The sequence below is a fragment of the Chryseobacterium sp. MEBOG07 genome, from assembly GCF_021869745.1.
Lineage (GTDB): Bacteria > Bacteroidota > Bacteroidia > Flavobacteriales > Weeksellaceae > Chryseobacterium > Chryseobacterium viscerum.
Window position 1 is genome coordinate 3,486,575 of record NZ_CP084579.1, and the last position, 20,145, is coordinate 3,506,719.

Annotated in this window: 14 protein-coding genes and 2 pseudogenes; 7 read left to right on the forward strand and 9 right to left on the reverse strand. The window is 37.0% G+C overall.

Annotated features, from left to right (window positions below):
- The first annotated feature begins 64 nt into the window (after positions 1-64).
- From acs to nhaA, 4 genes are all read left to right on the forward strand, one after another.
- Positions 65-1,972: an acetate--CoA ligase gene (gene acs / locus LF886_RS16065; protein ID WP_109738170.1), complete on the forward strand. Its 1,908-nt coding sequence runs from the start codon at positions 65-67 to the stop codon at positions 1,970-1,972.
- Positions 1,973-2,330: 358 nt separating this feature from the next.
- A complete protein-coding gene (locus tag LF886_RS16070) occupies positions 2,331-2,696 on the forward strand; it encodes a hypothetical protein (RefSeq protein WP_124536109.1) in 366 nt (121 codons plus the stop codon).
- A 109-nt stretch (positions 2,697-2,805) separates the two neighbouring features.
- Entirely contained in the window at positions 2,806-5,016 is a 2,211-nt protein-coding gene (locus tag LF886_RS16075; protein ID WP_152289690.1) for a RelA/SpoT family protein, read from the forward strand.
- Positions 5,017-5,018: 2 nt separating this feature from the next.
- On the forward strand, positions 5,019-6,197 hold the full coding sequence (nhaA, locus tag LF886_RS16080; protein ID WP_236850528.1) for a Na+/H+ antiporter NhaA: 1,179 nt from the start codon (positions 5,019-5,021) through the stop codon (positions 6,195-6,197).
- Here nhaA and LF886_RS16085 read toward each other — a convergent pair.
- Positions 6,194-7,207, reverse strand: a complete 1,014-nt coding sequence (locus tag LF886_RS16085; RefSeq protein ID WP_236850530.1) for a YihY/virulence factor BrkB family protein — start codon at positions 7,205-7,207, stop codon at positions 6,194-6,196. The genes nhaA and LF886_RS16085 overlap by 4 nt on opposite strands.
- A gap of 272 nt (positions 7,208-7,479) precedes the next feature.
- Between LF886_RS16085 and rlmH the strand changes: the two genes are divergently transcribed.
- The gene (gene rlmH / locus LF886_RS16090) at positions 7,480-7,953 is read left to right on the forward strand and encodes a 23S rRNA (pseudouridine(1915)-N(3))-methyltransferase RlmH (RefSeq protein ID WP_103234492.1); all 474 of its coding nucleotides are present in this window, start codon (positions 7,480-7,482) and stop codon (positions 7,951-7,953) included.
- Positions 7,954-8,093: 140 nt separating this feature from the next.
- On the opposite strand, the gene LF886_RS16095 is transcribed toward rlmH, so the two are convergent.
- The 4 genes from LF886_RS16095 to LF886_RS16110 all read right to left on the reverse strand — a co-directional run bounded on the left by LF886_RS16095 (position 8,094) and on the right by LF886_RS16110 (position 10,358).
- On the reverse strand, positions 8,094-8,546 hold the full coding sequence (locus LF886_RS16095) for a tRNA (cytidine(34)-2'-O)-methyltransferase (protein WP_124536120.1): 453 nt from the start codon (positions 8,544-8,546) through the stop codon (positions 8,094-8,096).
- A 91-nt stretch (positions 8,547-8,637) separates the two neighbouring features.
- Entirely contained in the window at positions 8,638-9,450 is an 813-nt protein-coding gene (locus LF886_RS16100) for a tetratricopeptide repeat protein (protein ID WP_236850531.1), read from the reverse strand.
- Positions 9,447-10,013 carry a phosphatase PAP2 family protein gene (locus LF886_RS16105; RefSeq protein ID WP_103234495.1) on the reverse strand — a complete coding sequence of 189 codons (567 nt, stop codon included), beginning with the start codon at positions 10,011-10,013 and terminating at the stop codon, positions 9,447-9,449. Before LF886_RS16105 ends, LF886_RS16100 begins: the two co-directional genes overlap by 4 nt.
- A gap of 3 nt (positions 10,014-10,016) precedes the next feature.
- Entirely contained in the window at positions 10,017-10,358 is a 342-nt protein-coding gene (locus LF886_RS16110) for a twin-arginine translocase TatA/TatE family subunit (RefSeq protein ID WP_124536124.1), read from the reverse strand.
- A 370-nt stretch (positions 10,359-10,728) separates the two neighbouring features.
- Between LF886_RS16110 and LF886_RS16115 the strand changes: the two genes are divergently transcribed.
- Positions 10,729-11,679 carry a hypothetical protein gene (locus LF886_RS16115; protein WP_236850533.1) on the forward strand — a complete coding sequence of 317 codons (951 nt, stop codon included), beginning with the start codon at positions 10,729-10,731 and terminating at the stop codon, positions 11,677-11,679.
- A 91-nt stretch (positions 11,680-11,770) separates the two neighbouring features.
- Here LF886_RS16115 and LF886_RS24155 read toward each other — a convergent pair.
- From LF886_RS24155 to secD, 3 genes and pseudogenes are all read right to left on the reverse strand, one after another.
- Positions 11,771-12,570 (reverse strand): annotated as a pseudogene (locus tag LF886_RS24155) (arylamine N-acetyltransferase family protein).
- Between the two features lie 134 nt (positions 12,571-12,704).
- Positions 12,705-13,924, reverse strand: a pseudogene (locus LF886_RS16130) (TCR/Tet family MFS transporter).
- A 228-nt stretch (positions 13,925-14,152) separates the two neighbouring features.
- Positions 14,153-17,062: a protein translocase subunit SecD gene (gene secD, locus LF886_RS16135; RefSeq protein WP_236850537.1), complete on the reverse strand. Its 2,910-nt coding sequence runs from the start codon at positions 17,060-17,062 to the stop codon at positions 14,153-14,155.
- Between the two features lie 215 nt (positions 17,063-17,277).
- On the opposite strand from secD, the gene LF886_RS16140 reads away from it, so the two are divergent.
- Positions 17,278-18,645 (forward strand): PQQ-dependent sugar dehydrogenase, encoded by a 1,368-nt coding sequence (locus LF886_RS16140; protein WP_236850538.1) that lies wholly within the window; start codon positions 17,278-17,280, stop codon positions 18,643-18,645.
- 134 nt (positions 18,646-18,779) lie between these two features.
- Here LF886_RS16140 and hemN read toward each other — a convergent pair whose 3' ends face one another.
- Positions 18,780-20,138, reverse strand: coding sequence for an oxygen-independent coproporphyrinogen III oxidase (gene hemN, locus LF886_RS16145; protein WP_236850540.1), 1,359 nt, complete (start codon positions 20,136-20,138; stop codon positions 18,780-18,782).
- Between the last annotated feature and the right edge of the window lie 7 nt (positions 20,139-20,145).

A 20,145-nucleotide genomic window follows, 5' to 3' on the forward strand; every position in this document is an offset into this window, starting at 1 on the left:
GCTTTCAAAAATCAAAAACATAAAAATATTTATCAAAATAAAATCAATAAAAAACGAAAGGGATATGAGAAATTACTTAATAGAAGATTTACCACAATATTTTGAAGATTATAAAAAGTCTATCAAAAATCCTAAAAAATTCTGGGATAAGGTAGCGGATCAAAATTTCGTGTGGTACCAACGATGGAGCAAGGTTGTTAAGTATGATATGAATGAAGCTAAAATTACCTGGTTCAAAAATGCAAAACTCAATATTACTAAAAACTGTATCGACAGACACCTTGCCATAAGAGGAGAGAAAACAGCCATCATCTGGGAACCTAACGATCCAAAGGAAGAAGCACAGCATATTTCTTACCAAGAATTATATACCCGCGTTAATAAAACGGCTAATGTTTTACAGGATATGGGTATTAAAAAGGGAGACAGAGTCTGTATCTATCTTCCCATGATTCCTGAATTGGCTATTACCATGCTTGCCTGTGCAAAGCTTGGGGCAGTGCATTCTGTGATCTTCGCAGGATTCTCAGCTGCAGCAGTCGCTTCAAGGGTAAATGACTGTGAAGCAAAAATGGTGATCACATCAGATGGAAGCTACCGGGGAAATAAGGTTCTTGACCTAAAAAGTATTGTTGATGATGCTTTGGAAAAAACACCAACCGTTGAAAACGTTCTTGTAGTCAAGAGAACCCACAATGAAATTAAGATGAAAGAAGGAAGAGATCACTGGATGGCCGATCTGTATGAGAAAGCTTCTGCTGATTTCGTTACAGTAATTATGGATTCTGAAGATCCGCTTTTCATTCTGTATACATCCGGATCTACAGGGAAACCAAAAGGAATGCTCCACACTTGTGCCGGTTATATGGTGTATACCGCTTATACATTCAAAAACGTATTTAATTATAAGGAAAATGATATTTATTGGTGTACTGCAGACATCGGATGGATTACGGGACACTCTTACATTCTTTACGGACCTTTATTAAATGGAGCAACTACCGTAATTTTTGAAGGAGTTCCTACCTATCCTGAACCAGACCGTTTCTGGGAAGTGATTGAAAAACATAAGATCACTCAGTTTTATACCGCTCCTACTGCCATTCGTTCTTTAGCGAAAGAAAGTGCGGAATGGGTAGACAAACATGACCTTAGCTCTTTGAAAGTAATTGGTTCTGTGGGTGAACCTATCAACGATGAAGCATGGCATTGGTTCAACGATCATGTTGGAAAGAAAAAATGTCCGATCGTAGACACCTGGTGGCAAACTGAAACGGGAGGAATTATGATTTCACCACTTCCATTTGTTACGCCGACAAAACCTACGTACGCTACCCTTCCTTTACCCGGTGTACAGCCTGTTTTGATGGACGATAAACGAAATGAAATTACAGGAAACCAGGTAACCGGAAATCTTTGTATCCGTTTTCCATGGCCGGGAATTGCAAGAACAATCTGGGGCGACCACCAACGATATAAAGAAACCTATTTCACCGCTTTCCCTGGAAAATATTTTACCGGAGATGGGGCTTTGAGAGATGAAGTCGGCTATTACAGAATTACGGGTCGTGTAGACGATGTGATCATTGTTTCGGGGCACAATCTGGGAACTGCTCCTATTGAAGACAGTATCAACCAGCACCCAGCTGTTGCAGAATCCGCAATTGTAGGTTACCCGCATGACATTAAAGGAAATGCGCTTTATGGATACGTCACTCTTAAAGAAACCGGTGAAGGGCGTGATAAAGAGAATCTTAAAAAAGAAATCAATCAGTTGATTGCCGATCAGATAGGACCTATTGCTAAACTGGATAAGATACAGTTTGTATCAGGGCTTCCGAAAACACGATCTGGAAAAATTATGCGTAGAATACTGAGAAAAATTGCAGAGGGTGACTTCAGTAATTTTGGAGATATCAGTACTCTGCTAAACCCTGAAATTGTAGAAGAAATTAAAAACGAAAGAATTTAATTAATCAATTTTTTAACCAATAGTGAGCCCTGGAAGTCATTTTCGGGGCTTTTTTTGTGCTTTAAAACTTTCAATTTTATCACAAATGAAGTCTCTTAAGATCATAAAGATAAAATTAGAATTATATCAGATTAAAGTTCCCTATGCTTCCTAAAATCAAGTACATATTAAGAAAAACAATTTCTAAAAAAAACGATTATTCAATTGTTAAATTTAAACACCCGTTCAATAATTATTCACAATTATTATCATTTTATATTAAAAATAGAATATTAATTAACAAATTTTATTGATTTAAGCATAATAATAATCAGAAAATAATTACTAACTTTAGTCATAACTTTAAAACCAATGAACTATGTCACATATAATAGCTGGGCTATTTGAGCATCACAGCGACTACAAAAAACTAGAAAGTGATCTGGAAAACTCAGGATTTGAAAATGAAGATTACATGGTATACCTTAACAATGATTCTAATAACTCCCAATATATGGCGAGTGTTACTGTAAAGGATATTGATCAGATTGATCTTGCCCGGAATGTTTTCATTCAAAATGCAGCCTTAAAATCGTATTTATTTGAGAACATGAATATCAATGAAACGAATTATGACACGATTAAAAGGTATATAGATGTGCGAAACAGAGCTGAAATTCAGAACAGCCCTGATATTAAAATCAAAACGTCAAGTGACGGTATGAATTCTGAAGTTAAATTCTAAACCACATAAAATTCAATAGCTAAAGATCCGCAGGGCATTCTGCGGATCTTTTATGTTTGAAAAGACTAAAAAATTTCGTATTTTCGTCTTATTATAGGCATGTACACAAATGAGTTACGATTTAGAACAAGAAAATAAAGAAATTCTGGCCAGATATAAGGACTTGATTTCTAACACATACAGGACGTTGGATGAGGAAAATAATAAACTCATCAGAAAGGCATTCGATATTGCCCTGGACGCCCACAAGGATCAAAGGAGAAAATCCGGCGAGCCTTACATCTACCACCCTATTGCTGTTGCTAAAATTGTAGCGACTGAGATTGGTTTGGGAGCTACCTCTATTGCCTGTGCCCTTTTGCATGATGTAATTGAAGATTCCGATTATACTTACGAAGATCTGAAAAAAATCTTTGGAGAAAAGATAGCCAATATCGTGAATGGATTGACCAAAATATCCATCATGAATCATCAGAATATCTCTGTGCAATCTGAAAACTACAGGAAACTGTTATTGACATTATCCGAGGATTTCAGAGTGATTCTGATCAAAATTGCAGACCGTCTTCATAATATGAGGACACTGGAAAGTATGGCTCCGGATAAGCAGAAAAAAATTGCTTCGGAAACGGTTTATATCTATGCTCCGATGGCTCACCGTCTCGGATTGTACAACATCAAATCTGAGCTGGAAGATCTTTCCTTAAAATATAACAGCCCGGAAGTATATAATGAGATCACGGAAAAATTGGAACTTGCCAAGGAAAACCGTGAGCGATATATTAACGAGTTTACAAAAGAAGTATCAACAAGACTTGGGGAAGAAGGCTTAAATTTTAAAATCAAAGGCCGTGCAAAAGCCATCTCTTCCATTTACAGAAAGATGCTGAAACAGGGAGTTTCCTTCGAGGAGGTTTTTGACAACTATGCCATCAGAATTATTTATAAATCCGATGCAAAAAATGAAAAATTTCTGGCTTGGAAGATCTACTCTATTGTTACAGATGTATATCACAGCAACCCATCAAGAATGCGTGACTGGATTACACAACCTCGTTCTACAGGATACGAAAGCTTACACTTAACGGTTTTAGGTCCTGACAGAAAATGGATTGAAGTACAGATCCGTTCAGAACGAATGGATGAAATTGCTGAAAAAGGAGTTGCTGCCCATTATAAATACAAAGAAGGTTACAAACAAAGTTCTGATGACAGAAACTTTGAAAAATGGGTAACAGAGATCCGTGAAGTACTGGAACAGCAGCAGAATCTTTCCACTTCGGAGCTTTTGGATAATATTAAGCTTAATTTATACTCTAAAGAGGTATTTGTCTTTACTCCAAAAGGAGAAATTAAAATTCTGCCTACCAATGCTACTGCCCTGGATTTTGCTTTCTCGGTCCATTCAGATTTGGGAATGAAGTGTCTGGGTGCTAAAATCAATGGAAAACTGGTTCCTATTTCCTATATCCTTCAAAACGGAGATCAGATAGATATTCTTTCTTCACAGAATCAGAAACCAAAATCTGACTGGCTGGAATTCGTAGTAACATCAAAAGCGAAGTCGAAGATCAAAAGTTACCTGAACTCTCAGAAAAACCAACTGGTAGAGGAAGGAAAAGAAATTTTACAGAGAAAGCTTCGTCATGCGAAAATCAATTTTAATGATGAAGAAATTAATAAACTTCAAAAGTTCTTTAATTTAAAATCTTCTCAGGAATTATTTCTTAAATTCCAAAGCAACGAATTGGATGTAAGCAGTTTGAGAAAATACATTGAAAGCAAAAATGTATTTAACAATTTACTTTCAAGATTCAGAAAATCTCCTAGTAAAAATCACCATTTTGAGGAACCGAAAGAGGAAAACCTTGATATGATTGTCTTTGGGAAAGATGAAGAAAAACTAAACTATAGCTATGCAAAATGCTGTACCGTAATTCCTGGAGATAAAATTTTCGGATTCATCACCATTTCAGACGGAATTAAGGTTCACAGTGACAGCTGTCCGAATGCGATCAACCTAAGAGCACAGTATGACTATCGTGTCATTCCTGCCAAATGGGTGAATGCTGAAAGCTTCAAGAACAGAGTGAAAATTGAAATTGAAGGACTTGACAGAATGGGAATGATCAACGACATTACCACTGTCATCAGCGGAAGTATGGGAATGGATATGAAAAGCATGTCTATTGAATCCAACAATGGTGTTTTCACAGGAAATATCAATCTGGAAGTCAAAAATAAAGGTCAGCTGGAAGAGACCTTCAAAAAACTTAAAAATATTAATGGGGTTTCAAGAGTGAGACGACTACAATCATAGACATGAATTTATCTCTTTATTTTAAAAAATTTTTCAACAACAGTCAGTCCTCAGGAATTATTCTTATTTTCTGTGTACTTATTTCATTGCTTATTGCCAACTCCTCTGCTGCAGAGAATTTTCAGCACTTTTTAGACAAAGAAGTAGGTACTCACCTATTTGGACTGGAATATCCTGTCAGCATATGGATCAATGACGGATTGATGGCTGTTTTCTTTCTTTTGGTAGGCCTTGAAATAAAGCGGGAACTTGTAGAAGGAGAACTTTCATCCTTTAAAAATGCTTCGCTGCCTATTTTTGCAGCGGTGGGCGGAATGCTTATTCCGGCGGGAATCTACAGTATTTTCAACTCAGGTACAGAATACGGCAATGGCTGGGGAATTCCTATGGCTACCGATATCGCTTTCTCCCTCGCTATCATTTCGATGCTGGGTAAAAAAATTCCTAATTCTATTAAGATATTTTTAGCGGCATTGGCTATTGTAGACGATTTAGGAGCTATTCTTGTGATTGCAATTTTCTATACCGAGCAGATTCACTGGACCTATCTCTTGCTCTCTTTTGGGGTGACTGCTCTATTATTTATTTTAAATTTTTTAAAAGTAACCAAAACTATATTTTACATTATTCCGGGATTATTTTTATGGTATTTCCTTCATCATTCCGGAATTCATGCCACAATAGCGGGTGTTTTACTTGCGTTTTCAATTCCTACCAATGCTTCGAATGTAGAAATTTCGCCATTAGAAAAACTGGAGCATAAGCTTCACATCCCGGTAAGTTTTCTCATCATGCCTATATTTGCTTTAACAAATACCAACATCACTTTTTCCAGTGAAATGGTAGCAGGAGTTACGAGTACATTAGGATTGGGAATTATCTGCGGTTTGATATTGGGGAAACTGATTGGTATCAACTTATTCTCTCTGATCGCAATCAAATTAAAGCTTAGTTCCCTGCCTCAAAACAGCAACTGGCTTCAGATGATTGGTGTAGGTCTGCTTGCCGGAATTGGGTTTACCATGTCCATTTTCATCGCATTACTTTCATTTAAAGGTGAAATTGAGATTCAGGACGAAGCGAAGTTTGCTATTCTGATCGCTTCATTTATAGCTGCGGTTGCAGGATTTATCATATTAAGTATCAGTTCAAAAGAAAATCCCGAACTGGAAGAAAATTAATCTTTCTTCCGGTTTTCAAGCTTTCTTTTATGTTCCTCATCACTGTCAAAACTGGGTTCTGTAATCTGCGTGTGATAGTGCATGGTTTCTTTCTGAATCTCATCAGACAGCAATTTTTCAATTCTGAGTTTTCTGATGGCCATATTCAATTCGTTTCCAAATAGAAGCAGATATACATTCACATTTACCCAAACCATTAGCAGAATCATACTGCCGATAGATCCGTAAAGGACGTTATATCGTGCTATATCCTTTACATAAATCGCAAAAATATAGGTAGTAACCACAAACAGCACTGTTGTCAGAATAGCACCCGGAACAGCCTGTCTGAATCTCGTAATCTTTACAGTTCCCAGCCAATAAAACAAGGTCAAAAGTATAAAGTAAAAAAGCGGGAAAGAAACGAATCCGATAATCTTGGAAAGGTTATCTACAAGCCATGTAACATCATAAGCAGGTGTAAAAAGTTTCATCACAACCTCTGCGTAATACACTCCGAAAAGAGTTAAAAAAACGATAGTAATAAAACCTATTGTAATAAAGAATGAAAGAATAAACTCTTTTACATCACTTAATTTTTCATCTGTATTTTCATTAAAACCATTAATCAGGGAAAATGTACCGTTCGTAGCAAAAACAAGCGCCAGCAAAATGGTCAGATTACTGATTCCCTTCATGTTTGGAATAATATTGTTTACAATATATCCTTTTACGTCTCCTTCCATATTTGAAGGGAAAACATTATGCAGCAGCACATCAAAAATATAGAACTGCAGCTCATTATAAAGCGGCATATAAGGAAGAACCGAAAGCAGAAACAGAAGAAACGGAAATAAACTGATGGTAAAGCTCCACGAAATAGCAGCAGCCTTTCTTCCTATTTTTCCTTTGAAAATCCCGGAGATATAGATCTGAAACATCTGCCAAAGCGATATTCCCAAAACAGGAATATGAATGCCGTCAAAAAACTCTTGAATCTTCAAAATAAAATTAGGAACCTTTACACCCATCTATTTGTTTGTTTAATACAAATGTAGGGGAATTAAATGAAACAGGGAAAAGATGAGGGAGGTTAGGCGGCATTATTAGGTAGCAGGTGGCAGGGATTAGGTAATAGGTAATATTTGTCATGATGACTTATTTTCAGCTTCTAACTTCTAAATTAAGATATCCTTGTAATAGCTGTCCGACTGGCAACTAGCGGCAAAAATCATCAACCTTACCCTAAAACTTTGAACTTTGTACCCCGAAGACCTATCTTTGCCGTCTGAAACTTCTTACAATGCGAATCAGTTTACTTTGTATCGGTAAAACAGACGATAAGGAAATCACGTCTTTAATTAATTATTATCTCAACCGATTACCCAAACACTGGAATTTTGAAATTAATGAAATTCCGGATGTTAAAAATGCCAAAAACCTATCTCCCGACCTTCTTAAAAAAGAAGAAGCCAAATTATTTTTAAACCATATCGATAAAAACGATCTGGTAGTCATTCTTGATGAAAAGGGAAAACAATTTACCAGCCGTGAGTTTTCACAGAAAATTGATACCTGGATGAATTCTTCCGTGAAAAAAGTACACATCCTGATAGGAGGAGCTTATGGATTTTCGGAAGAAATTTACAGCAGAGCCAATGAAAAAATGTCTTTATCCAAAATGACTTTTACCCATCAGATGATCCGCCTTTTTATTGTAGAACAGCTTTACCGCGCAGATCAAATCTTGCAAGGCAAGCCTTATCATAACGATTAAACCAAAAAAGACTGTCCCAAAAGTCAAATTATTGCCTTTTGTCATTCTGACGAAGGAAGAATCTTTTTGATATTTAATACACGAGATTCTTCACTACACTTCATTGCGTTCAGAATGACATTTTTGAGACTGCCTTCTTTTTATTTCAGATTGATCTGCCTTTTTGCTTCGCCAACGACAAAAGCGACAGAATTGGCGATATTAAAGCTTCGGATCAGTTTAGACATAGGAATGGTCAAATGATTCTCAAAACGGTCTAAAACGTCTTTACTGAGCCCTACACTCTCCTTTCCGAAAACCAACCAGTCCCCATCCTGAAAATCGGTTTCCAAATATGATTTTTCGGCATGTGAACTCATTAAAAAAACGCGTGACAGATCAGGAATATTTTTAATCCATTCTTCAACATCTGCATATTCAGAAACATCAAGATGTACCCAATAATCCAATCCGGAACGCTTTAGGTTTTTATCATTAATTATAAATCCAAAGGGGTGAATCAAATGTAATCTACTTTCTGTTCCTACACATAATCTTCCGATATTTCCTGTATTATTAGGTATTTCAGGCTCTACAAGGACAATATTCAACATCTCTATCTCTTTATTCGTTTTTTAAAGTTAAACCAGGTCTTGGTATCTTAGTATAAATTATTTAAATGATTGGGAATGGAAAAATTGCAGCTTATTTCTTTGCACATTTAGCATAAGAATCTGTCAACACCGCTTTTTCATACCCCAAGGCTACTGCTTTATTCAAATTCTCGCAGGCTTCTTTAAGTTTGGAAGTGTCTAACAAAATCATGGCTTTGCTCACATAAGATTGTGCAAATTTAGGATCTATCAAAATGGCTTTATTGGCATCAGTAAGGGCTTCCTTATATTTTTTCATTTTAAAATATACATCTGCACGTCCATTGTAAAGTAAGGATTCCGGCTTCTCTGCAAGAAGTGTATTATAATCTTTCAAAGCTCCTTCAAGGTCGCCGTTATTTTTTTTCAGGTTAGCCAGTCCGGTTTTTGCAAAAATATTATCGGGAGCAAAAGTGAGAATCTGGTTCAGGTCTTTGATGGCAAGATCTTTTTTCCCCTGGCTGTCATAGATTTTGGAACGGGTAAGATATAAATCAGGCGTTTCGGCATTCACCTTAAGACCTTTTTCTATATATTCCAATGCTTTTACCTTATTCCCTTTCTGGCTGTAAAGTGATGAAAGGTTTACATATACAGAAACCGACATAGGATTTGCTTTTAAAGCAGAGTCATAGGATTTAAAAGCCTGAGTAGTCTTTCCAAGTCTTCTCTGAGCGGTCCCGAGATAATCGTAATATTCTGACTGAAATTTCTGGATCTGCTCTTTCTCTGCCAGTTTTAAATACTGCTCTTCGGCACATTTATAATCAGCCTTTGCAAAACATTCTTCAGCCAGCTTTTTATTCTGGGCGTAAAAATTGAGAGATAAACAGAGGGAAGTTACTAGTAATAAAGTTTTTTTCATGAGGTTATAGATTGTTTATTGATCACTTTCTTGGCGAGTGCACCAAATATCACTCCCAATAAAGATCCAACAAACGCCCCCACCAAAATATCTATCGGGAAATGCACTCCTAAATATATACGGCTGTAGGAAACCACTATAGCCCATACAAATATAGCATATGGAAACCATTTAAGTTTATTTTTTAATAAAATACTTAAAAAGGCAGCCAAAAAGAAGGTATTGGAAGCATGGGCAGAATAAAACCCAAACTGTCCACCGCATTTCACAATTCTCATGTGATGTTCCAAAGTGGGATCATGACAGGGTCTCAGCCTTGCCACACCATATTTGAAAACACTTGCCAACTGGTCAGAAACCGTTGCACCAATGGCCAAAAATATAAGGATAAAAACTAATGATCTTAGTTTATGATTTTTGTATAAAAAATAGAGAAATATAATATAAAGAGGTACCCAGATCCAGGTACTTGAAATCAGCATCCAAAATTGGTCGAAAGATGAATCGCCCAAATTATTAAGGTAAAGAAATACCTTTTTATCTTCCTGAATAATCTCTTCCATACCTTATCTGCTTACAGGTCCCTCGTAGGTATCATCATCTGCAGGCTTCGGTTTCGGAGGTTCATTAGAAGCAAGAGAACCCGGTTCTGTAAGAATATCTTTCTTGATATCATTCATAGGGTTGAAATCTTTTGCAGCATCTTTTACTTTCTCAATTTCACGCTTGATTTCAGAAACAGGGTTATCTGTTTCCTTCATGATTTCAGTTTTGATATCTTCTACTGCTCCACGCATTTTTCTAACGCCTGCACCTAAGTCACGCGCAATCTGAGGAAGTTTATCCGGTCCGAATAATACAACGATTGCAATGGCAATGAGTGCCATTTCTCCAATGCTTAATTCCATTCGGTAAAATTACGAAAGATTATTACATTTATTTACTGTAAACAAAAAATTTAAACAAATTTTAAGATTTTATAAAAGTTCAGGGTTTTGAGTTGCTGGTTGCCAGTTTATTTTGTTATTGGTTAATTGATTGAGGAAAAATAAATATCATAAATCCAATAAAAAATTCACCATTCACCTGCGAGGCAAAATTCACCCTTACCTATATTTCACAGAATATCCCCCCTAATCCTTAATCCCTATTACCTAGAACCTAGAACCTAATATCTGCTACCTATCACCTATTAATTAACAAATACTTAATTCAAAACAATGAGAATTACGTAACAATTCTGTATATTTATGATACACAATCCATTAAATATCTATTATGAAAAAACTATTGACTACTTTTAAAGTTGTCGCTGTATTATCGGTATTGGTATTCCACAGCTGCCGTAACGAAGACAACGAAATTAATCAGCAGGAAACGGCTCAGGCTAGAGTAACCGCAGATGATCTGAAAAAGGAAATTACTCCTCTCCCATCACAGGTTGTCCCGGATGCAGTGCAACTTCAGCTAAATGAATCCGGAAAAAATCTTGAGATCTATTTGAAAAATGATTTACAGATTGCTAAAGTGACTGTATTGGGAAAAATTTCAACCCCAAAAGGTATTGAGCTTTCTAAAAGCCTGATTACCGATAAAGACCAGTACATTGCATCCGGGAATATTATGGATCCATCTTCTGTAAAAATTGGGAAGATTGGTGATCTCTACAGCGGTGACGACCTTACAACAGCACAGCAGGGATTAAAAGAAGCCATCACCGAAGAAGTGAAATCTGGCACCAATGTGATGGAAGTAACCTGGAACAGCAAAAACGGAAAATTTACCACGGTATGTTTTTACAATGATTCAGGAATTATCTGGGATAATATATTTGGAGGCCTTATCATGATGGATACCCGCGGAAATTCGGAAGCTTCCAACAATAATCCGACTGCAAAAGTAGTTTCTACATGGTATAAACAATGGTGGACCGCCAACTGGCTATGGGGTTCTAAAAGAGGCGAAGCAGGATATCAGATTACTATTTATTATTCCGGTTCTACGGTTTCCAATGCGGATGTAAGCGACTGGGGATATATCAGTTTAGGGAAAGCAAAAAGTGAGAGTAAAATCATAAAGAAAACAGGAGCTTACGGACAATGCCGTTATGCTTTAGGACTTTGCACTCCTACAGGTTCTTTAAGCTTTAACTCCAGCAATTTCTCGGTGTCATTCTCAGGATTGGGCAGCAATATTGTAAGTAACGGAACAAAATCCCTTTATCCATAATAATTTTCATAAAAATCAGATTTTAAGAGAAACGGGAAGCTCGCTGAGCTTCCCGTTTTTTATTGTCAAAGATTTATATTTCTGAATTTCATCAAGCATCAGCTTTTGATTTCAGAGCTTCTATTGCATTTTCTTTTAACCCAAAAGTATTAATCAATATTTCATACAGTTGCATTTCGTTTTCTATTGATATGGATTCTTTAGCACCATTATCAGAACGGATATTCAACACATGATCTGTATAAGTATAGCGGACATTCTCATCCACTTTTGAAAGGATCAGTTTGTTCTTAAAGTGAGAATCCGGGTGAGTAGACAGATACCAATTGGAAATATCAAGATCAGCAGGTTCCACGTGCTCCAGTATAAAGCGATATACCGGAAGCCATTGCTCTTTCCACATCCAAAGTGTATAGGTCTCTTCTTTATGGGAAATTTTAAATATCCCATTCGGTGTTTGCTGCTGTCCCTCTTCATCTAAAAGTATAGGTGTCGTAAGAGTTGCTTTACCAAATCCGCAATCTGCTACATACTTTTTTCCTTCAAATCAACAATAAGCAATAGATGGGTCTGCGCAGCAATGCTGTCTTCCTGTCTTCCCCATACTACCCTTCCCAACTGAAGCTTTACATTGAATCCTAAATATCGTAACACCTCGCTTAAAAGCAGGTTTTGCTCATAGCAATATCCTCCTCGGGAGTCTATAACCAGTTTTTTGAAAATATCATTCACCTGTAAAGAAGGAACTGTTCCTGTATAAGAATCAATATTCTCAAAAGGAATATACTTAGGGTGCAGCTGATGAATTTTCTTTAATGTTTCAAGGTTTGTTTCTACCTCTCCGGAGTAATGAATCCGCTCTAAATATTTTTCTATTTTTAATTCATCCATGATATCAACTTTAATAATAACATAAGTTCAATTACAATTTACATAATTTTTGAAACAGAGCCGCAAAAAATAAGGTTAAGATGTAAATTCACCTTAACCTTTTTATTTTGTTTATTTAATATCTAAAAAGAGAACTATATTTTCTTTTGTTTCTGAAAAGCAGAATAGGTAACCACCACACTAACAGCCATTAAAATAAATGCTAAAAGAAAGGTGCTCCTGAAAACTTGAATGGCGCTTCTTCGTGGGTAAAAAAGTAAAATAGATTTGTCATCATAGGAGGTCCGATAATGGATGTAGCACTCATCAAACTCGTTAATGCCCCTTGAAGTTCTCCCTGTTCATTGGAAGGAACGCTTTTCGTAATGACAGATTGCAAAGCCGGACCACAGATTCCTCCTAAACAGTATGGTACCAAAAATACAAACATCATCCATCCTTCAGAAGCAAAAGCAAACAACAACATTCCTACAGCATAGAAAGCCAATCCGTAATAGATACTTTTCTGTTCTCCCAACCTTGGTGTCGTATATCTGATAAGACCTCCCTGTACAAGCCCTACCAATAAGCCTACAACTCCTAATGAGATCCCCACCATTCTTTCTGTCCAATTGAATTTATACATCGTAAAGAAGTTCCAGTTGCTCTGTACAGCATGACCTGCGATATAAATCAATATTAATGAAAAAATAAGTCCTGAAATTTCAGGGTGTTTTCCTAAAAACTTAAATGAGCCTATAGGATTTGCACGTTTCCAGTTAAACTCCCTTCTCTTATCTTTATCCAAACTTTCAGGGAGGATGAAGTATCCGTAAAGGAAATTAAGCAGGCACAAACCCGCAGCAGCATAGAAAGGAACTCTGGCACCATAATGCCCAAGAACCCCGCCCAGAACCGGGCCTATAATAAATCCGAGCCCAAAAGCCGCTCCTATCAATCCGAAATTTTTAGCTCTGTCTTCATCCGTGGAAATATCTGCAATATAGGCACTGGCAGTTGTGACACTGGCACCGGTAATTCCGGCAATGACCCTTCCTAAAAACAGCCACCATATCGTGGGAGCCAGCGCAAGGAAAATATAATCTACTGCAAAACCGAAGAGGGAAATCAGGATAATAGGTCTTCGTCCATATTTATCACTCAGATTTCCGACAAGCGGAGAGAATATAAATTGGGTAAATGCATAGGCAAATCCCAGCCATCCCCCATATTTTGCAGCTTCACTGATGTCTGCATGAATGAGCTCCTCAATCAATTTGGGAACTACAGGAATGATGATTCCCCATCCTGTAATATCAATCAGTAAAGTAATAAATATAAAGCCTATGGCCGCTTTTTTCCTTGAATTTTCCATGATGGTGCAAAATTAATCAAATCTGGAAAATAATGATTCTAAATTTCACTGTATTAAAGAAGTATAACATCAATAATATATAAAATATGCGAAAACATTTGTGAAGGCATGGCTATGTGGTAGTAAGAGATCAATTTGGAAAGTAAATGGATCAATATATAAAGCGGATAAAGAGCATAAAAAAAGCCTTTCTTTCGAAAGGCTTTTACTAATTTATTGTAGTTTGTATTACTTTGAAGCAAGTTCTTCTTTCGAAGAAGTGGTTCTTCCATGAACCTCTTCTTCTTTTCCTGTTTTCAGGAAGTCATAAGCAATTGCAGACGCAATAAAGATGGATGAGTAAGTACCGAATCCAATACCTATTAACATAGCAAACATGAATCCTCTCAAGTTATCACCACCAAAGATGAAAATCGCAAGGATAACCAAAATTGTAGTGAATGAGGTGTTGAATGTTCTACCCAATGTACTTGAAATAGAGTCATCAAATAAACCTGCTAATGTTAAAGATTTTTTCTCTCTCAGGTATTCTCTAATTCTGTCGAAGATAATTACCGTATCGTTGATTGAATACCCCAATACTGTAAGAATCGCAGCAATGAAATCCTGATTGATTTCCATGTTGAACGGCATATATTTGTGAAGTAATGAATACGTTCCTAAAATAATAACCGCATCGTGGAATAAAGCTGCAACCGCTCCAAGAGAGAACTGCCACTTTCTAAATCTGATCAAGATATAAACAAATATCATTGCTAATGCAGCTAATACCGCATAGATACCGTGAATCTGGATATCATCAGCAACAGAAGGTCCTACTTTCTCAGAAGAAACAATACCTGCATGGTCTTTATCAGCAGATTTGAAATCTTTCAATGTTGTTCCTGCCGGTAAATTTCCTTTTAATCCTTCAAATAATTTTTGTTCAATAATCTGGTCAGCTTTTAAAGATTCATCCTCGATAAGATAATCAGTAGAAATCTTCAATTGTTTGCTGTTCCCGAAAGTTTTAGCTTCTACAGAAGAGTTTTTACCGTCTTCAGTTTTGAATAAAGCTACTAATTTATCTTCAATATCTTCAGCTTTTACATCTTTATCAAATCTTACCACGTAGTTTCTACCACCAGTAAAGTCGATACCGTATTTGAAACCGTGAGTTGCGATTGAAACAATACAAATAACGGTAAGGATAGCAGAAACGATGTATGCATATTTTCTCTTTCCAATGAAATCGATCCAGGTATTTCTGAATAAGTTCTTCGTAGCCGGAGTCCAAACAGAAAGACCTTTTCCTTTATTTAATCTTGAGAAGATCATCACTCTTGAAAGCAATACCGATGTGAATAATGTCATCAAAATACCGATCATCAACGTCAATGCGAAACCTTTGATAGGTCCTGTTCCGAAGAAGAACAATACAACTGCCGTTAAGAATGTCGTAGTGTGACCATCAATAATCGCGTTCAGTGCATGTTTGAAACCATCTTTGTAAGCTTCAAGAATACTTTTTCCTGCGAATAATTCTTCTTTTGTTCTTTCATAAATGATAACGTTCGTATCGACGGCGACGGCCATCGTAAGAACGATACCTGCGATACCTGGAAGCGTAAGCGTAAAGTCTCCAGAATCCATGATACCGAAAATGTAGAATAAGTTGATCACCATTGCAATTACCGCATAAACACCAGCTCCACCGTAGTAGAAAATGATATAAACGATGATAATTCCAAATGCAATCAGGAATGACATTAAACCAGAGTCAATAGCTTCCTGACCTAAAGATGGTCCTACAACGGTAGCCTGAACTACTTTTGCTCCTGCAGGTAATTTACCCGCACCTAGAACGTCTACCAATTCTTTAGCTTCCTCCTGAGAGAAGTTACCGGAAATTTGAGTTCTACCGTTAGGAATAGCGTTTACAACGTTCGGAGCTGTATATACTCTGTTATCAAGAGTTACTGCAACCGGTTTTCCTACGTTTTTCTCTGTTAAAGTTTTCCATTCTTTTGCTCCTTTGGAATCCATCTGCATGTCTACCACTACTCTGCTCAGCTCATCATAGCTGATATTAGCAGTTTCAACAGCACCGTCTACAGGAGCTTTTTGATTGATGTTACCTCTGATTGCATACAATACTAAGCTTTCGCTGTCTGTAGCCTCAGGTTTGTAACCCCACATGAACTGTGTATATTTAATATTAGAAGGACGTAAAGACTGACCTACTTTGCTATTTAAAATTTTGTTTACAACTGCAGTGTCAGATAACTTTACGTTAGCAACACCATTAGTTCTTAATTTGTCAAGCTGTAGAAGGTTCATGAAGTTCACATTCTTTGCAACCCCCATAGAATCTCCTTTTGCAGCAACCATAGTTGTCAAAGTCTGGAAATAAGGTGCAATTTCAGGAACTTGCTGTACTTCCCAGAACTGAAGTTTTGCAGAAGTCTGAAGCATTTTCTTCACTTTATCGATGTCCTTCATACCAGGCATTTCAACAGAAATTCTAGCAGTACCAGGAACTCTCTGAACGTTCGGCTGGATTGCTCCAAGCTTATCAATTCTCGTTCTGATTACCTCAAAAGCTGTTCCTACAGATGCATCGATTTTTCTTTTAACAATACTTTTCACCTGATCATCAGGTGTGTTGTACTTCACTTCAGTAAGGGTTGTTGTTCCGAAAATATCCGGATCTGCCAACTTAAGGTTTGTACCTTTAGCTTTGTTAACAACATCAAACTGATCGAAGAAATTATCGATGTAAGATCTTGTAGAATTCTTCTGTACTTCATCCGTTTTGTTTAAAGCCTCAATAAGAACAGGATTTGTAGAATAATTGGTTAAATCATTCACAAGATCTCTTTGGTTGATTTCCAAAAGAACGTTGATCCCCCCTTTAAGGTCAAGACCAAGTTTCATTTCCTTGTCTTTGGCTTTAGTGTAATAAAGTTTTGTGAATCCTAGATTCAAAGTATCCTTAGAAAGTTTAGCAATTTCTTTCTGATACTTTTCCGGATTGTCTCCTGCAATAGCAGTTGCCTGCTTTTCAATTTTGCTGGCGTACCATGTTGGTAATAGCTCGTTTAAGCAAATCAACCCTAGTACAATAGCGACAATTGTAATAAGTCCTTTTCCTTGCATTTTGTTATAACTACGTTAAATTAAGTCGGCAAATATAATGATTTTCTTGTATTTTATGAATTTTTAACAACAGAAATGGTTTATTTTCAGATATATTGGTATTCTGATTTCTATTTAAGATTTAACAATTTTTTCTACTATCCTAATGAAGTCTTCAAATCCGATTGGTATAAAATTTTCATTCATATTTTCAACACACTAAATATCAAAATATTATGAAAAAACTACTTTTTACCTTCAGCATTTTTTCTTCCTTAATCGTTAATTCTCAAAGCATTAATTTGGATGAATTTGTCACAGGATTAACCAGTCCTGTAGAGATCACGAACGCCAATGACAGCCGGCTTTTTGTTGTACAGCAGAACGGTATCATTAAAATTATTCAACCCAACGGGACAATTAACGCAACTAATTTTCTGAATATTACTTCAAAAATTGTTTTTGGCGGTGAAAGAGGTCTTTTGGGACTGGCATTTCACCCGCAATACTCTACCAACGGGTATTTTTTTGTGTATTATAACAATCCTTCGGGGAATATTATCGTTGCCAGGTACAGTGTAAGTTCAACAGATCCAAACGTAGCCGATCCCGCTTCTGAAAAAATCCTGCTGAACATTCCCAAGCCATTCGACAATCACAATGGAGGAAGTATTCATTTTGCGCCTGACGGAAAACTCTGGATCATCACCGGAGACGGAGGAAGTGGCGGTGACCCGAATAATAATGCCCAAAATAAAAATATATTATTGGGAAAAATGCTAAGAATTGATGTGGATGCTACCGGTCCCTACAACATTCCTCCGGACAACCCTTTTGCAGGAGCCGGCGTGGACGGTGCTGACGAAATATGGGCGTACGGCCTACGAAACGGCTGGAAATTTTCTTTTGACCTTACTACAGGAAACGCTATGATCGCTGACGTGGGACAGGGAGCCATAGAAGAAATCAACAAAATGCCTATTACTACGGCTGGATTAAACTACGGCTGGCGATGCTATGAAGGAAATAACGCCTTCAATACAACAGGATGTGCCGCACAGTCTACGATGACCTTCCCTATTGCCGTATATGATCATTCCGGAGGGAAATGTTCCATCACCGGAGGCTATGTTTATAGAGGGACCCAATATCCGTCACTTCAGGGAAAATATTTCTTCGCAGATTACTGTTCTACCCAAATCGGAATTCTGGATACCAATAATGCTATAACATGGACCTCTCCTTCTTCCGGAAATAACTTTTCTACTTTTGGAGAAGACTATCAAAAAGAATTGTATGTAGCAGCAGTAACCAGTGGAAAAATTTTTAAAATATCTACAGGTACTTTAAGCACTCAGGAAAATACTTTAGGCAGTATCAAAGTGTACCCGAATCCTGCTTCAAAAGAGCTTTTCATTGAGGGGATTAAAGATAAAAAAGCAACGTTGGAAATCATCAGTGCTGAGGGAAGAGTCGTATTGGAAAAAGATCAGATCAGTAATAGCAAAAGTATTGATATTTCAGGAATCCCTACCGGAGTCTATTTTATCAATCTAAAATCTGGAAATCTGAAATCCTATAGTCAGAAATTAATTATTAAATAAAGCAACTTACTCATGGAGAGGCTTCGATTTTGCTCAGTATGACAGCTATTCTATTATAAGTGTCATCATATGAGCACTTCAACTAAAATTTTAAACCAAATAAAAAAGCGGTTCAGATCTGAACCGCTTTTGTTTTATATTGTCATCGAGAAAATCCTCGTTTCCGGTTTATTTCTCAACATTCTCAGGTCAAAAACCATAGCAACATTTCTTGTAAAGGCTCTTCCTGCTTCTGTAATTTTGATTTCAGTTCCGTTGATCTCAACCAATCCGTCATTTTCCATCTCTTTCAACATTTCTAATGCGTTATCAAGCTCCGGGAAAGAATTATTGACATCGAAGGTAGTTTCAAGCTGGCACATAAGGTTCAGAATATGTCTTCTTACAATCAGGTCCTCTTCATTCAGAACATGTCCTTTTACCACAGGAATTTCACCCTCTTCAACCATTTTCTGATAGTCTTCCACCGTTTTTACATTTTGAGCAAAAGCATACCAGGAATCTGAAATAGCAGACATCCCAAGTCCTACCATCAGCTGGGTATTGCTGGAAGTATACCCCATAAAGTTTCTGTGAAGCTTTTTATGGATCAGAGACTGATACAGATCATCATGCTCAAGAGAGAAGTGATCCATTCCTACCTCAATATATCCTAGATCCTCAAGCAGTTTTTTACCATCTTCATACAAACGGCGCTTTTCTTCCCCGCTTGGCAGGTCATTTTCATCAAAACCTCTTTGTCCTACTCCTTTCACCCATGGCACGTGTGCATAAGAATAGAAAGCCAGTCTGTCGGGTTTCAGCTCCATTGTTTTTCTGATCGTATGCTCCATTGCCTCCCAATTCTGGTGTGGCAATCCGAAAACAAGATCATGGCTGATTCCTCTGTACCCAATTTCCTTCGCCCATTCTGTCACATTTTTCACATTTTCAAAGGGCTGAATTCTATTGATCGCTTTCTGTACTTTAGGATCGTAATCCTGAACTCCAAAGCTTACTCTTCTGAAGCCAAGATTATATAAAGTGTGAAGATGTTCCTTCGTCGTATTGTTCGGGTGACCCTCGAAAGAAAATTCTGGATGTTCTGCAATGTCTACCGTTGAAAAGATTCCTTCCAATAATGTTCTTAGATTCTCAGGAGAAAAAAACGTAGGTGTACCCCCTCCCAGGTGTAATTCTTTCAGTTTAGGTCTTTCTCTGAAAAGGTCAAGATACAGTTTCCATTCTTTCAACACACTTTCCAGGTAAGGTATTTCAACACTGTGTTGCTTTGTAATACGCTTATGACAAGCACAGAACGTACACAACGCCTCGCAGAAAGGTAAATGGATATAAATAGAAATCCCCTCCTCAGCATTACTCTCATGAAACGACCTGATTACGCTTTCCTTCCATTTCTCCGGTGAAAATGATGAATCATCCCAATAAGGAACAGTAGGATAAGAAGTGTAACGTGGTCCGGGAATATTATACTTATCTATTAAAGAGTTCATTTTGAAA